The sequence below is a fragment of the Streptomyces sp. NPDC088246 genome (assembly GCF_044741025.1).
Classification (GTDB): Bacteria; Actinomycetota; Actinomycetes; order Streptomycetales; family Streptomycetaceae; genus Streptomyces.
The window spans coordinates 81858-95831 of record NZ_JBIURV010000010.1; the positions used below are offsets into that span (position 1 = coordinate 81858).

At 69.1% G+C, this 13974-nt stretch carries 9 protein-coding genes; 3 read left to right on the top strand and 6 right to left on the bottom strand.

Annotation, left to right across the window (positions count from 1 at the left end; translation table 11 throughout):
- Nucleotides 1–52 precede the first annotated feature (52 nt).
- A complete protein-coding gene (locus ACIPEK_RS16175) occupies nucleotides 53–2176 on the top strand; it encodes a glycogen debranching N-terminal domain-containing protein (protein WP_401996042.1) in 2124 nt (707 codons plus the stop codon).
- Between the two features lie 208 nt (nucleotides 2177–2384).
- Here ACIPEK_RS16175 and ACIPEK_RS16180 read toward each other — a convergent pair whose 3' ends face one another.
- A complete protein-coding gene (locus ACIPEK_RS16180; RefSeq protein ID WP_401996045.1) occupies nucleotides 2385–3431 on the bottom strand; it encodes an AI-2E family transporter in 1047 nt (348 codons plus the stop codon).
- 636 nt (nucleotides 3432–4067) lie between these two features.
- Here ACIPEK_RS16180 and ACIPEK_RS16185 point away from each other — a divergent pair.
- Both ACIPEK_RS16185 and ACIPEK_RS16190 read left to right on the top strand, forming a co-directional pair.
- Complete coding sequence (locus tag ACIPEK_RS16185; RefSeq protein ID WP_093899206.1) at nucleotides 4068–4223, top strand: DUF6131 family protein; 156 nt, start codon at nucleotides 4068–4070, stop codon at nucleotides 4221–4223.
- Between the two features lie 294 nt (nucleotides 4224–4517).
- A complete protein-coding gene (locus tag ACIPEK_RS16190) occupies nucleotides 4518–5174 on the top strand; it encodes a hypothetical protein (RefSeq protein WP_401996048.1) in 657 nt (218 codons plus the stop codon).
- A gap of 70 nt (nucleotides 5175–5244) precedes the next feature.
- Here the strand turns inward: ACIPEK_RS16190 and ACIPEK_RS16195 are convergent, their stop codons facing one another.
- The 5 genes from ACIPEK_RS16195 to ACIPEK_RS16215 all read right to left on the bottom strand — a co-directional run bounded on the left by ACIPEK_RS16195 (nucleotide 5245) and on the right by ACIPEK_RS16215 (nucleotide 13273).
- Nucleotides 5245–6639, bottom strand: coding sequence for an ATP-binding protein (locus ACIPEK_RS16195; protein WP_401996051.1), 1395 nt, complete (start codon nucleotides 6637–6639; stop codon nucleotides 5245–5247).
- Nucleotides 6640–6651: 12 nt separating this feature from the next.
- The gene (locus tag ACIPEK_RS16200) at nucleotides 6652–7320 is read right to left on the bottom strand and encodes a winged helix-turn-helix domain-containing protein (protein ID WP_401996054.1); all 669 of its coding nucleotides are present in this window, start codon (nucleotides 7318–7320) and stop codon (nucleotides 6652–6654) included.
- Nucleotides 7321–7435: 115 nt separating this feature from the next.
- Nucleotides 7436–8068 (bottom strand): 4'-phosphopantetheinyl transferase superfamily protein, encoded by a 633-nt coding sequence (locus ACIPEK_RS16205; RefSeq protein WP_401996057.1) that lies wholly within the window; start codon nucleotides 8066–8068, stop codon nucleotides 7436–7438.
- Between the two features lie 363 nt (nucleotides 8069–8431).
- Nucleotides 8432–9112: a BPL-N domain-containing protein gene (locus tag ACIPEK_RS16210; protein ID WP_401996060.1), complete on the bottom strand. Its 681-nt coding sequence runs from the start codon at nucleotides 9110–9112 to the stop codon at nucleotides 8432–8434.
- Nucleotides 9113–9139: 27 nt separating this feature from the next.
- Entirely contained in the window at nucleotides 9140–13273 is a 4134-nt protein-coding gene (locus ACIPEK_RS16215; RefSeq protein WP_401996063.1) for a Pls/PosA family non-ribosomal peptide synthetase, read from the bottom strand.
- Nucleotides 13274–13974 lie beyond the last annotated feature (701 nt).

Consider the following 13974-nt stretch of genomic DNA (forward strand, 5'->3'; position numbering starts at 1 on the left):
AGTCGTCGTTAGGGTTCTTGGAACGCTCCAATGCCTGAGAGGTTCTGCTCTGTTGGACACAACTGTCAAGACCCACGACATGACGAACTCCGATACGGGGGTCGGCCCGTCGGCCGAAGGCCTCCAGCCGTTCCTGCATGACGCCTGTGTGACGCTGTACGCTCCGAGCTTCGCGATCTCGCAGGCGGACGGACAGATCGACGGCGCCGCGGACGGCTTCTACCACGGCGACAGCAGAGCCCTTGCCCGGCTGACCGTCGCGGCGGACGGAATTGCGATCGCACCTGTCCGAGGAGCCCTCGACGGCGCGGACCGGGCCGCCTTTCGCGGTGTGCTGCGCGGCTTGGGCGAGGAGACACCGGACCCGGCCGTCACCCTGCACCGGCGCCGCCACGTCACGCCCGGGCGCCTGGAGGAGACCCTCGAAGTCGCCAACGCCGGACGGCAGCATGTCCGGGTCCGGTTGATCGTCACCGCCGGTACCGACCTCGCCCCGATCGAGCGGGTCAAGTCCGGACACGCGCAGAGCCCGGTCTTTGCCAACGCCACGGAGGGCGGACTCGGTTGGTCCAGGGACACCTTCGCGGTACGGCTCACCGGCTACCCGCGGCCCGCCGCCGTCGACCCGGCCGCCGGAACACTGACGTACGACATCGAACTCGCCCCCGGCGCGTCATGGACCGCCGTACTGCACTGCGACGCCGCGCATGAGGACGGCGACCAGTTCCCCGCACCACCTGCCGACAGCCTGCCCTGGCGTACGCCCGTCCTGCGCAGCGCCGACCGCCGCTTCGATCACTGGCTGAGCCAGTCGGCCGCCGACCTCGACCGGCTGCGGCTGACCGACCCGGAGAGGCCCACCGACCAGTTCCTGGCCGCCGGAGCCCCGTGGTTCCTCACCCTCTTCGGCCGCGACTCCCTGTGGGCGGCGCGCATGCTGCTGCCGCTGGGCACCGATCTCGCCGCAGGTACGCTGCGCACACTCGCCCGCCGGCAGGGCACGAAGTCCGATCAGGACACCGAGGAGCAGCCAGGCAAGATCCTGCACGAAGTGCGCCGTGCCACCCAGAACTTCAACGAGAACTTCGCCCTGCCCCCCTGCTACTACGGCACGGTCGATGCCACCCCGCTCTGGATCACCCTGCTGCACGACTCCTGGCGCTGGGGCCTCGCGCCCGAGCAGGTCGAACAGCTCCTGCCGCACGCGGAGTCCGCCCTCGCCTGGATGCGCGACCACGGCGACGCGGACGGGGACGGCTTCCTGAAGTACATCGACCACACCGGACGGGGCCTGGCCAACCAGGGCTGGAAGGACTCGGGCGACTCCATCCGGTATCGCGACGGACGCTTCGCCGCTTCCCCGATCGCGCTCTGCGAGGTCCAGGCGTACGCGTACGAGGCGGCCCGCGGCGGTGCGGACCTGCTGCGTGCCTTCGGCCGCCCCGGCGCCGACCGGTGGGAGGAGTGGGCCGAGCGGCTGCGGGACCGTTTCCGCAGCCACTTCTGGGTGGAGGACGAGCGGGGGCCGTACCCGGCTGTTGCGCTCGACCGTGAGAAGAAGCCGGTGGACTCGGTCACCTCGGGCTTCGGCCACCTGCTGGGCACGGGCCTGCTCAACCACGAGGAGAGCGCCCTGCTGGCCGCCAGGCTCAGCGCGCCCGACCTCGACTCGGGCCATGGTCTGCGAACGCTGAGCAGCGACTCCGTTGCCTACAACCCGTACGGCTATCACATCGGTTCCATCTGGCCGCACGACACCGCGATCGCGGTGCACGGCCTGGTCAGGGCCGGGTTCCCGGAAGCGGCCGCGTCCCTGTCCGAGGGGCTGCTGACCGCATCGGCGGCCTTCGACGCGCGGCTTCCCGAATTGTTCGCCGGTCATGGAGCGGCGACCGATGCCCGGCCATCCCCCTATCCGGCATCCTGCCGCCCGCAGGCCTGGGCGGCGGCCTCGTCCGTCATGGTCCTCCAGTCGGTGCTGGGGCTCTCCGCCGATGTCCCCGGCGGAACGCTCACGGTCGCGCCCGGGTTCGCGGAGGCTTACCGGCCGCTGAAGGTCGAGGGGCTCGATGTGGCGGGCGGGCGGCTGGACATCTCCGTCGACGCCGACGGCACGGCGCACATCGAGGCGCCGAAGGGCCTGGAGGTGAGGAGGCAGCACACGACGCCCCGTTGACGCGCAGTGGCTGTGCCCGATTCGAGGCAGGACCCGGTGGGCCGGGGCGAGCCTGCCTCGGACCAGGCGGCCGAGATCGCCGGGGGCGGCAGCAACAGCGGTACGACGGAACCCGCACCGGCAGTTCGGCCTCCGGCCTGTGCCCGTGGCAGGCCGGCCGGGAACCCCGGTGCCTGGCTCCTGTCCCGCTTCCGCCCCCGCGCATCCCTCAATCCTTCGCCTGCGCGGATTCGCGTGCCTGGCGCAGGGCCTGATGAGCCGACCAGACGACGGACACGAGCGGTACTGCCACCACCGCGCCCAGCACCCCCGCAGCGATGGCGCCGCCGATCACCGCGAGTGCGACCACCACCGGGTGCAGGCGGACGGCCCAGCTCATCACGATCGGGTGCAGAAGATGGCCCTCGATCTGGCCGATGACCACGATCAGCGCGATGACGACGGCCGCCACGATCGGGCCTTTCGCCGCCAGAGCCACCACGGCGGCGACCGCGAGGGCGACCGGTGAGCCGATCAACGGAATGAAGGCGGCGAAGAACTCCAGCAGCGCCAGGGGAAGGGCCAGCGGCACTCCGAGTGCGAACAGGGCCAGTCCGACGAGTACTGCGTTGGTCGCCGCCACCAGGACGATGCCGTGTGTGTATCCGGTGAACGTCCGCCACGCCGCACGGCCCGCGACCGTCACCCGGGCCCGGGCCGTCTCCGGAAGCTGGTCGCAGAACCAGTCCCACTGCTGGTCGCCCGAGTGAATGAAGAAGACCGAGCAGAACAATGCGAGAGCGAACACGGTGACCACCTCCACCAGCCGGCCCACGCCACTGAGGGCCGTGCTGATGAGGGTGGAGCGATGGCTGGACAGGAACTGCCCGATCCGGGACTGCATGTCGTCGAGCGTCTTGGGGTTCAGCCGGAACGGTGGCCCCTCCAGCCAGTGTTCGATCCTGATCAGGCCGTCGCCGAACTCCCGCTCCAGCCCGGCGTGTTCTGCGGCGACTACCTCGCCGATGAGGGTCAGAACGCCGAGGACGAGGACGATACTGCCGACGAGCGCGACAGCGACAGCGAGCGGCCGCGGCATCGGACGAGCCAGGAGATCCGCCACCGGGCGCAACATCGCGGTGCCGACCAGGCCGAGGAAGACGGCTACCGCTACCTCGTGGAACCGTCCCAGTGCTGAGAAGACGGCGTACACGACGGCTCCCACGACGAGGATTCGCCAGGCGTAGGCAGCGGCCGTCTGCAGCGTGGGGTTCACGCGTGGCTCGTACCGCGGGCCGGGCGGCGCATCTTGCGCGCCCGGGATCCGGTTCGCAGGGCGGGTGATGCCGCGCAGCGCCTGACGTGACGCGGTGCGGATCCGGTGCCGTCGTCCTTCGGACGGTACGCCGGGGTCCGTGTTGTCGGGCTGCGGATGCGATGGCCTGGGCATTCCCTGCTGGTACCAGCCTGGGCCGCGTCCTTTTGGGCTCCCGCGGCGACATGCGCAGGAAGTCACCCCTACGGGCGGAGCCACCGGCCATCCACCCGCGGCTGTCGTCGCCGACGATGACGTCGCGCAGCACCACTGCCTGCTGTGATCGGCGGCGGCTTCGACATGCTCCTCGTAGAAGCGCTCCGCGGCACAGCGGTCAAGGATTCCGCTCACGGGAGTCGTTTGCGGGCGTGCAGTCCGTGACCGGTGAGATGACGCTGCCGGACACTTTCCTGCCCCGGCCTACGGTGGCAGGCAGAAAAAAGGAAAGTCCCCGCCTCCTCATCGTGTTCCACGTTCGCGCCTTGGGCCATTCGAGCGGTGCCTACGCGGGCGGAGGTGATGCTCCTTGCACGGCCTGTATCACCCCGCGAAGGAGTCAGGCGCATACTGGGAGAAGATGTGAGGTTGGAGGTCGTCATGATCATCCTCGGTGTCATTCTGCTGGTCATCGGCCTGGTGGCAGGTATCTCGATCCTTTGGACGATCGGTGTTGTACTCGTCGTGATCGGCATCGTCCTCTGGATCCTGGGTGCCGTCGGGCATGCGGTGGGAGGCCGACGGCATTACTGGTAGGACTGCCGTTCCGTCATCGGCGCCCTCCTCGGTCACGCTCGCCGCCGAGGTGGAATGTGAACAGGACGGCATGGCGCGACAACGACACGAAATCGATGACGAGGTCGGTCCCGCAGGAGTGCTGCCCGGGGATCGCGATGCCGGGTCATACGTGTGTCAGATCCCGCAGCTGGCGTTGCCGCGCGACGCGGGGTACTTCGGGAGGTTGACAGCAGGACCTGGCCGGGGTGCCGTAGGTTGACGCGGTCGATCGCGCAAGTCCCCGGGACTGCGGTGCTCTTGGCGTGCTGCCTGGTGCTGAACAACCGCCTCGACGCCGCGACGCGCATCGCGTCCGAGACGCGAGAGCGCGTGCTCCGCGTCATTCGCGAGACGGGTTACGCCTCGGACCCGCTGGCCCGCCGGATGCTCAAGCAGCTCAACCGGATCATCGGTGTCTTCACCTACGAACCCGCCTTCCCCAACAGCAGTGCCGACTTCTGCCACCCGTTCCTGCGTGGCATCGAGGAGAGCGCCGAGCGCGACGGCTGCGATCTGCTGCTGTTCACCAGCGCGCCGGTATGTGACGGGAGGCGGCGGATCTTCCACGAGAACAACCGCTTGCGGGTGGCCGACGGTTGCCTGCTGCTCGGCCGTGAGGTGCCGGCCACAGAGCTCGGCCGACTGGTTGCGGAGGACTGTCCGTTCGTCTGCGTGGGCCGCCGCGATGACGCGGATGGCCGGCGGGTGTCCTATGCCGGCGCCGACTACGTGAGCGCGAGGGCGCGTCTCGTCGAGCGTGCCCTTGCCCTGGGCCACCGGAGGTGCGGGTCCGTAGGTCCCGACGCCGCCGAGTCCCTGGCCGACCGACTGGCAGGCCGCAACGTGGCGGGGCCGGACGTCCAGGCCGTTTCCTTCGCATCATCTTTCGGGCCAGATGACGATGCCACGAGGAGGAATGCCGCCAGGTAGATGGTGGCGGTCTTGTCGTAGTGAGTGGCCGGCGTCGTAGTGAGTGGCCAGCGCGCCACCTACTCGGCCGCTATCGATCGCCGACGGGAATCCGCACGACGATCCGAGCGCCTGGGTGGTTGGTAGCACCTGGGTGGTTGGTCTCGATGTGGACGCTGCCGTGGTGGGCGGTGATGATGTCGCGGACGATGGCCAGCCCCAGGCCGCTGCCGCCTGTGTCCCGTGCGCGCGCGTGGTCGAGTCGAGTGAAGCGCTCGAAGACGCGTTGCCGGTCGGCGGCAGGGATGCCGGGCCCGTCGTCGGTTACGAACAGGTTTGCGGCGCCGTCCAGGACATAAAGGCGGATGTCGATGCGGGTGGCGGCATGGCGAAGGGCGTTGTCCAGCAGGTTCCGTACCACGCGGGCGAGGGCATCCCTGTCACCGTGGACGCGTGCGGCGCTGACGGCGCGCTGGTCGATGATGAGAGAAGTGCGCTGGCGGGCCTCGCCCACCTCGGTGAAGACGATCTCTTCCAGGTCGACCGGGCGTTTGCGCAGACGGGGACGGGCGTCGAGGCGGGCCAGCTGTACAAGATCGTCGACGAGCCGGGAAAGCCGTTCGGTCTCCTCGAGCAGGGCGGGGGCGAGTGATCGCCAGTCAGCGGTTTCAGGATGGCTGACCGCGACCTCCAGGCGTGTGTGCAAGGTGCTCAGGGGGCTGCGCAGTTCGTGGGCGGCGTCGGCGACGAAACCGCGCTGCCGCCGCGTCGAAGCCTCCAGGCGGGCAAGCAGGTCGTTGAAGGTCTTCGCGAGCCGGCCCAGAGCGTCCTCGGCGGGGGGCACGTCGAGTCGGCGCCCCAGGTCCGAGGCGGTGATCTCAGCGGTCTGGGTTCGCAGGGAGTCCACGGGGCGCAACGCGCGCCCGGTGAGCAGCCATACGACACCGGTGAGCAGGGCCACGGTCGATGGCACGGTGGTGGCGAGGCCGAACGTCAGCTTGGCCAGGCCATGGTCGATGCCCTCTGTGGACATGGCGACGTACACGGTCATCGGGTCGTGACGGGTACCGGCCGGGACGGCCACAGCACGCCAGCCACCGCTTTCGCCCACTGGGATGTCGTGGACGGTGCGGGGGTGTGGGGTACCGGATGCGTTCGGCGGGAAGTCGAACAACCGGGGTTTGCTGCGCAGATTCGCCGAGCTGGCCCGCACTGTTCCCTTCGCGTCGACCACTTGGACAGCGGCTTCGCCGTGGAAGGTGTTGTGCAGTACGGTGCCGCGCGGTTCGGCCTCAAGGGTTGCTGCGACGACCTGGGCATCCTGCAGGGTGGTCTGGTCGAGCTCGCTGATGAGACTTGAATGCAGCCACAGAACGAGCAGCACAGCGGCACCGGCCAGTCCCAACGCGATCATGAGGGCGGCCGCAACGGTCAGCCGCAGTTGCAGCGACCGGCGGGACCACCAAGCCCGGATGACGACGTGCATCCGCTGTCCTCCTCAGCTCCGCAGCCGGTAGCCCGCTCCGCGGACGGTCTCGATGGTCTGGCGGTCGAATGGGGCGTCGATTTTGCGCCGCAGGTAACCGACGTAGACCTCGACGATGTTGGTGTCGCCGTCGAAGTTCTCGTCCCACACGTGTGTGAGGATCTCTGTCTTGCTGACCACTTGGCCGGCACGCCGGAGCAGGTATTCCAGGAGGGTGAACTCCCGTGCGGTCAGGTCGATCTCATGGCTCCCGCGACGGCACCGCCGACGGGCGGGGTCCAGGGTGAGGTCGTTGACCGCGAGCACCGCGGGCCGAGGTGGGGCCCCTCGGCGCAGAAGCGCCCGCAGATGGGCCACAAGTACCACGTACGAGAACGGCTTGCTCAGGTAGTCGTCGGCGCCGAGGTCCAGGGCGTCGGCCTCGTCGTACTCTCCGTCCTTCGCCGTGAGCATCAGCACAGGGGTCCACACGTTCGCTGCCCGCATTCGCTTGAGGACCTCGTACCCCGACAGGCCGGGCAGCATGATGTCCAGCACGATGACATCGTGCGGCTCGTGGAGGGCCCGCCAGAGCCCGTCCACACCGTCATATGCGGCGTCGGCGACGAAGCCCTCAGAAGCGAGTCCGTCGGCGATCGCCGCGGCAAGTCCACGCTCGTCCTCGATGATCAGCATCCGCATGGCAGCCTCTCCATCCACCCTAGTGCCGCACCGGACGGACTGTCCCCTGAGAAGGCGCTGAGAGCGTCGCGGGTTCTCAGGGTCCTCTCAGTGCCCGCAGCACACGCTGGAGGCCTCAAGCAAGTGAGGAGGGAGAGGAACCATGACAGACAGTCGAGACCGGCGCCGGGACAGGGATGAGGTCCGGCGAGGCGAGCGTGATGCACGCGGGATCGACACGGTGCGAGCGCAGGCGCGGCGTGGTGACGAGCGGGAGCGCAGGGACAGGAGGCCGGATGACGGCAGGCGGTCCGCAGATGACCGGGAGAGGGAGATTGAGGATGCGCGTGAGCGCCTGATCCGCACGTCCCGTGTCGCCGACCACCCGGTCGGCGGGTAAGAGCCGGAGCCACCGACTGCTCCTTGGTGACAATCGCACGGCGGCCGGCCGGGTTCCCCGGCCGGCCGCCGTGCGCAGTCGGCGGCGACGGACGGCGATCGCCGCGACGCGGCTTCTGCCAGGGGCGATGTAGGCGATCAGCCAGCCCGGCGAGCTCTGGGTGAGGACGGGCCCTGTTCCGACCTCGTCGACGGACAACCCGCGTGTCAGACCTGTGCCGAGCCCCTTGAGGTATGCCTCCTTGCGTACCCAGGCGCGAGCGAAGGCCAGGGGCCGGCTCTGTGCGGGCAGAGCCAAGAGCTCCGAGGCCTTCCTCGGATGAAGGTCCGAACCGAGCCTTGTTGCCTGTTCGGGTCTGTTCCATGCCAACGCCCACGGTCGTGTTCGCCACTGCGACGAGGCAGAGATCCCCGCTGTAGGCCGGCGAGAAGTGCACCGCGCCGTTCGCTACCGCAGGGCGGCCGTGCGGGCCGCCGCATATCGGGCACCGTTCGCGGGTGAGGAGCACCTCCCGGGGGGGCTACGCCCCTGAGCCCCGAGGATTCGGCGCAGGAGTGTGTGCGCCCATGTACCTGCTGCGGTCGCGCGCTCGACGAAAGGCCGGCGCCCGCCGCTTCTGGCCGGCGTCCAGGACGGACGATGCCTCCTGGAGTGTGTCCCGTCCGCCCGCCGGGACGAGCCACAGTCGCACCGCGATCGTCGAATCGGGACTCGTCGGTGCGGGCACCGCAGTCATCTCTCCATCACCGCATTCACGAGGTCCACAGCGAGGTCCCGGGTGTGGTGGAGCGGGAGGCGGTTGTCGGTGTACCAGTCGTCGCCGGCCTCCGGGTGTGGTCCGGTGACTCCCACGCGGCCGGCACCGAACCGGGTCACGACCGCGGCGGTCGCGCCATTGGTGTAGGTGGCCAGGACAGTCGCGTCCGCGCCTGCGTCGAGCGCGAAGTACGGTCCGTCCTGGAAGAAGACAGTGCGGGGCCGTCCGCGCCACATCACCCCGACCAGCGTGTTGCCGGTGTCGTGGACTGTGCACCCCGGTGAGCGGATGTACTGGTCGGTGTCGCCGGGCAGCAGAGCGAATCCCGGGGTGGCCCCTGCCAGGTAGGCGCCCAGGCAGAAGCCCAGGTAGCGCCCGCCGCCGCGGACGAAGTCACGGATCGCGTCACGTTGCTTCCTCAGCTTTCGGTAGGCGGGACGGAGCGAGCCGCCACCCGGCTGGGCATAGACAAGGGCCCTGGACAGCGATCCGGCCGACAGCTTCAGGGTCTCGCGCGGACCGGCGAAGCGGACATCCAGTTCCCACGGCCCGGCGGCGAGCAGGTCCGCGACCGCCTCCGGGCAACCGGGCAGCGATGCCGGTCCCCGGTAGACGAGCGCGAGGCGGCGGGGTTCGGGCGTCTCGGCCTGAATCATGTCTTCCTCCTCACCGGCGCGTTGTGCTCATGCGTCGCGCACCGCAGTCGTCCCCGACCGGTCCCCCCGAACCGGTCGGGGACGGCTTGTCACTCCTTCGGCGGGAAGCCCTCGCCAGTTCGTCCCCAGCGGCAGGTGTTCCCCCTTCATGACCAGGGACAACGCCCCAAGCCCGACACGCTCGCCCACTACCGCGTCGTACAGCACGATGGCCCGGGTGCCGATATCCGCACCGGACCGAACAGTCACCGTCGACATCTTCATGACACGATCTTCGAACAAATGTGTCTGTAGGGAGACGTTCCTGTCGACCGCGACGTCGTCGCCCACCTCCACCAGATCGAACTCGGTGAGGAAGGTGGTGCCGATCCAGGTACGTCGGCCGATGTGGGCACCGAACATTCGGAGTACCACCGGCAGGAACGGAGTCCCTACCAGCACACCCACCCCCGCCGGGACCGCGGCCGCCTCGAAAAGGCCGGTGACGAACTCCGTACGCCGTACGAACAAACTCCACAGCGGCTCGACACGCGGCCGGTACCTTCCGATGACGACGAGCTTGGCCACCATGCAGTATGCGATGGCCGCGAACGCCGCGCCGATGGCCAGGAAGGGCGAGACCAGTACCGGGACCAGCGGGCCGGCGCCGCGGGCGAGGCCGGACAGTGCCAGCAGGTACAGGTAGGCACTGGTCGCCAGAACCGAGGCGGGCATGGTGACGCGGAAGAACTCGATACCCAGACGAACGAGCACCGCCCTGCGGGTCGGTCGGTACGTCAGCTCCTCCGGATACGAACCGCTGCTCTGGCGCACCGGCAGCCGCAATGCGGGGGAGCCGAGCCATGTAGTGCCGTCGGGCACACCCTCGGGTGGCGGGACCGTACCCACGCCGACCAGGGAGCTCGCACCCAGCTCCGTGCCGGCCGCCACCAGCGCCGCATTGCCGACGAACGCCCGGCTGCCCACCGTGGTGGGTCCCATGGCCACCTGGCCTGCCGCGAAGACAGCGGCACCGATGCTCGCGTTGTCCGCGACGAAGCTTTTCTCTTTGAGGGTCAGCAGGCCCGGATCGACGTACGCGACGGTGGAAACCTCGGCACCCTGGCCCACGCGCGCGCCGAGCAGCCGCAGCCACGGCACGGTGTAGAGGGTGGCGTAGAGGGCGTTGGTGAAAGTGAGGCTGTACTCCATCAGCTTGTCCACGACCCATTTGCGCACGCCGAGCGAGGAGCGCGCCGAGTGGATGCCCACGGGCACCTCAGGCAGAACCACGCGCTTGCCGGCGGCCACCACCAAGCACACCGTACCCACGAAGACCGGGCCGGACAGCGCGGTGGCGGCCGGCCCCGAGCCCGCACCCCAGCGCAGCCATGCGAACCAGAACAACGCGATGGTGGGCAGGACGGTCAGCAGAGGAGCCAGTTCCAAGAACACCAGGCCGAGCAGCGCCGCAAGCAGATGTCGCGGCCGCCACTCATCTGCAACGCCGCGTGTGCGCAGCATTGTCTCGATGACCGGGGCGAGGGCCCCGACCCGGCGCGCCGGTGATCCGGTCCAGCGCGCTCCGGCAGCCATCGACGCGTCCTGGCCGAACACGGACTGCTCGCCGAGCGCGGACCCCGGCCCCATGCACGCACCGGGTTCAAGCACCGCGTTGGCACCGACGAAGGCCCGCTCGCCAACCGTGATCGGAGCGACGGTGACCCATCCGTCCGCGACCTGCCAGGGGCGAAGCGAAACGCCATAGCCGACCGCCGCGTCGCTGCCGATCCTCAGCAGAGCCGGCAGACCGATCATGCCGGTAGCGATCGTGGTGCGGGCCCCGACGCGTGCACCGAGCAGCCGAAGGTAGGGAGCCATCATGGGAGAGCCGCTGAGTACCCGCAACGGGCTGATCTCCAGCAGCAGGTTCAGCACCCACAGGCGCAGATAGGTCAGCCCCCACAGTGGGTAGCGACCAGGTGCGATGCCGTTCTCCAGCGGGCGCGCCAGAGCGAGAGGAAGGATCCAGCGTACCGCCAGGTAACCGGCCACGACGGCGATCGTCAGCTGCACGACCCCCCCGCCCGAGACCTGGCCGTGGCGTGCGGCGTATGAGATGGCCACAGGCAGCGTCAACAGAAGGAGCACAACGTAGAGGGCCCCCGCCTGGGCCAGTCCGGCGAGCGCGATCCGGCCGCGGCTGTGACGGATGAATGGGCGGGGCGGGCTGGTGCCCATGGTGGCCGCCGAGGCGCGTATCCGCTCTGCGAACTCTTGCACGGTCGGGTGCTCGTACAGGTCACGCAGAGTCGGGCCGGTTCCGTTGTCGCGGCCGCGCAACAGCGATACGACCCGGGCGGCGAGCAACGAGTGGCCGCCGAGCTCGGTGAAGAAATTCGCCTCGGCCGACAATTCGTCGGGAGCGAGGCCGAGCACCTGTGCCCAGGTGTCCCGGACCCGCGTCTCCAACTCACCGCGGGCGGGTACCACGCGGCCGATCCCCATGAGTCGCCGGCCGGTCGGAGCGGGCAGCAGCCGGCGGTCGACCTTGCCGCTCGGCATAGCGGGAAGGCGGTCGAGGATGTCGAGGAAGGACGGCACCATGTAGGCGGGCAGAGTACGTTGCAGGTGCTCGTGCAGACGGTCTGAGAGGTCGTTGTCGGAGGCGGCGTCCGGGCCGGAAGAGTCTGTGGCACGGACGACGTAGGCGGCGAGCACCTCGCTGCTCCCGGTCTCGCTGTGCCCGGCCGGATCCGGGTCGTCCCGGGTCTGCGGAATCCTGCCCGCGTCCGGCGCCGCGACGAGCGTGGTGACCGCTTGAGCTACGCCAGGGTCCTCCAGCAGCACGTTTTCGATCTCACCGAGTGCCACCCTGTATCCCCGGATCTTCACCTCGGCGTCGGCCCGGCCCAGGTACTCGATCTCCCCGTCGACGGTCATCCGGCCGAGGTCACCGGTGCGGTAGAGCCGGCCGCCCCGGGGACCCAGCGGGTGCTCGATGAAACGGTCGGCGGTCAGGTCCGGCCGGCCCACGTAACCGCGGGCCAGGCCTGGACCGCCCAGGCATATCTCGCCGGCCGAACCGTGGGGCACGGGCCGCCGCTGTTCGTCGAGAAGTGCCACCGAGTACGTCGGCAGAGGCCGTCCGATGGTGACGGGCCGGTTTGCACGCAGTTCCTGCCAGGTCGCCGTGACGGTGGCCTCTGTCGGTCCGTACGTGTTGAGGATGCGGCGTCCCGGCCTGCTCCACCGCTCGACGAGCCTCTGCGGGCACGCCTCGCCGCCCACGACGACGCTGCGAACCTGCGGCAGCTCGCGCGGGATCGTCGCCAGCAGCGTCGGCACGCAGTACAGCACCGTGACGCGATGCGTCTCCAGAAAGTCGGCGAGCTCGTCGCCGAGCCGCGCGGGGCCGCTCGGCCCGGCGACGAGCGTGGCGCCTGCCGTCCAGGTCGGCCAGATCTCTTCGAGGGAGAAGTCGAACGAGATGGTCATGCCCTGGAATACCCGGTCATCGGGGCGTACGGCGTAAACGGGAGTCACGACACCGAGGAAGTTGCAAATGCTCGATTGGGCGATCTCCACGCCCTTGGGCCTGCCGCTGGAGCCCGAGGTGTACATGATGTACGCGGTGGGATCGTTTTCGTACCGGCCCGCGGCGGACGTGTCGGCAGGCGGCCGCGTCGTGGGAAGACAAGTGAGTTCACTCGCCCAGGCGTCGGTCCGGATCATCCGGCACGCTCCCGGCTCCTCCGTCTCCGCATGCCCGGTGGGCGGCATCAGATCGCCCGTGGTCAGCAGGACGCCGGCGCCTGCGTCGCCCAGGATGTACGCGATGCGTTCGGGTGGGGACGCGGGGTCGAGCGGTACGAACGCTGCCCCGGCCTTGCACACGCCCAGGAGCGACACGTACATGCCCACAGACCGCGGGAGCAGGAGAGCCACGCGAGTACCCGTACCGACGCCCACGCGGCGCAGGTAGTGGGCCACCTGGTTGGATCGTGCGTCGAGATCGGCGTACGTCAGATGCTGCTCCTCGCATTCCAGGGCGACGGCCCATGGTGTGCGGTCACAGGCGCCTTCAAAGAAGTGGTGCAGCCGACGGGCCGTGTTTGTCGCGTTCGGGTCGGTGAAGTCTCCAGCCGGAACGACAGGCGGGTCCACGGTGTGGGAGGCCATAGAGAAACCTCCTCCTCGGCTCGGTGTGAAGGACGCCCGGTGGTCCGGGGGGACTGTTCTTCCAGCCTGTACGGTGCCCGCTGAGAGGAGGCTGAGACCCTCGCCCGACCGGTCTGTGCGACTGCCGCGAGAGCGGCTCCCCACCGGTTCGCCCTCCTGCCGGCCCGCTGCCTCCGAATGGCGGCCTGCCAGGGCCTGAGCCCGTCCGGCCGGTCGGGACACTCTTCGTGGCCTTGTTCCTCACAGGCTTTGTGTTCCGAAGAAGATCCGGGCACTCCATCAAATGCAGCTTCTACGGTGCGGTGGGCGGCGTGCTCGACAAGTCGATGCTGGGGTTCTGAGCCGTTTCGATCGTTCACCCGGTCCGTTGACGCGGTGGACAGCTTCCTCGGGCTGCTCGCAGCACACGACCCGTAGCGCAATGTCCGAATAGCGCCAGATTTGCTGTCCGGGGGCAGTCAGCATTGATCATCGAGGGCTTCGACCGCGATGCCGCGACAGTGCGCAGGCTGCGAAGCCGCACGCACCCGAGTGGTCGACAGGTGTCGGCCGGGCCCTGACCGCTGCGACGACAACACACCACCGAGGAACACATCATGAACCACTCCGCCGTCGCCCCGCCTCTGTTCGGAGAGAAACCCCGGATCGGTGACGCACCGCACGTTCCGTGCAATAAAGACCTCCCCGCGTTGAGTGAGCTG

Bases quoted from the DNA above. Each gene is read 5' to 3' on its own strand.
- ACIPEK_RS16185 (WP_093899206.1), top strand. From the start codon at position 4,068: ATGATCATCCTCGGTGTCATTCTGCTGGTCATCGGCCTGGTGGCAGGT.
- ACIPEK_RS16195 (WP_401996051.1), bottom strand. From the start codon at position 6,639: ATGCACGTCGTCATCCGGGCTTGGTGGTCCCGCCGGTCGCTGCAACTG.
- ACIPEK_RS16200 (WP_401996054.1), bottom strand. From the start codon at position 7,320: ATGCGGATGCTGATCATCGAGGACGAGCGTGGACTTGCCGCGGCGATC.
- ACIPEK_RS16210 (WP_401996060.1), bottom strand. From the start codon at position 9,112: ATGATTCAGGCCGAGACGCCCGAACCCCGCCGCCTCGCGCTCGTCTAC.
- ACIPEK_RS16215 (WP_401996063.1), bottom strand. From the start codon at position 13,273: ATGGCCTCCCACACCGTGGACCCGCCTGTCGTTCCGGCTGGAGACTTC.